This is a genomic window from Staphylococcus sp. EG-SA-2, assembly GCF_017152085.1.
The window spans coordinates 1-1065 of record NZ_JACYHC010000886.1 but is presented as its reverse complement, the minus strand read 5'-3'; the positions used below and the strand labels follow the sequence as shown (position 1 = coordinate 1065).

Genomic DNA, 1065 nt, shown 5'->3' with positions numbered 1-1065 from the left:
GATTATAAAAATCAACTAAAGGCTGGCTACTGCCGCTATGCGCGATTAAGTAATTACAAAATGGTGACCCTTGCAAAAAATCACCATTATCTATTTTAAAACTTTGGTCATACTGCCTTCTGTCTTGTTCTATAACATGATTCGCTAGTAACAATCCCATAGGTTGATATTGATTTCTACTCGTAAAATCTGTTGGGAAAATATAACCATGTACGTCACTCACGACATAAAATGCTATGTTTGACATCCTCACTCACTCCTTCAATCACAAACATCTTTCTTATTTCTATTATATATTTATTTGAAGTCTGTTGTAATCAAGGTTTTGTCACCGAGTTTTAAACGAATCTTTGAACCTTCCATACTTTCAAGTACTTTAGCATTGATCTTAATTGTAGCATTTCCGTTTTCATCTGCTTTAACTGTTGGCAAAGTACTGTAACCTGGTGGGTTATAATCGTTATCTTTACTTGAAAATTGTCCGATTTGACGTCCGCCTTCTTTGTAAATACCAACTCTAAGATTTTCAAGTGTTTGATTTGCTTCAAATCCTTTTAAATGTATTGTCACTTCAAATGGCTCATTTACAGAAACATTTTGCGGGATATCAAATGATATTTTTACGTTCTGATTTGGTGGCGTATGATCATCTGGTGTGTTTGGCTGAGGATCCGCGCCTTTTTCACTGCCATAACTACCTGCTTTAAATGTTGTTGGGTCATACCATTTATAACCACTCGGCGGTTGTGACCATGGCTCTTTTTCAGGCTCAGTTGAACGCTCTGGTCGTTCAAAATCAAGCAACTTAGTCTTTGTATCTAATGTTAGTCCACTCGCCTTAAGTGATTTCCCATCACTATCTTTAGACATCCAAGCCGTTATATTATTTAATAGCTTACCGTTGTCTTGTTCTTTAAAACCATCATATGTTTTCTTCTTTTCTCCATTATCTTCTCTTACATATTTGGGCGAACTATCTTCCACAAGTGATGAATCACCGATAAATGCTGCTTTACCTTTTCCAACTTTAGAAATTGCTACATAGGGGCCTTCTGCTTTACCGCC

Annotated in this window: 2 pseudogenes; both read right to left on the bottom strand. The window is 36.4% G+C overall.

Annotation, left to right across the window (positions count from 1 at the left end):
* Positions 1 to 247 (bottom strand): annotated as a pseudogene (locus IDG60_RS15700) (bifunctional metallophosphatase/5'-nucleotidase); the annotation flags it as partial.
* 50 nt (positions 248 to 297) lie between these two features.
* Positions 298 to 1065: pseudogene (locus IDG60_RS15695) on the bottom strand (DNA-binding protein); the annotation flags it as partial.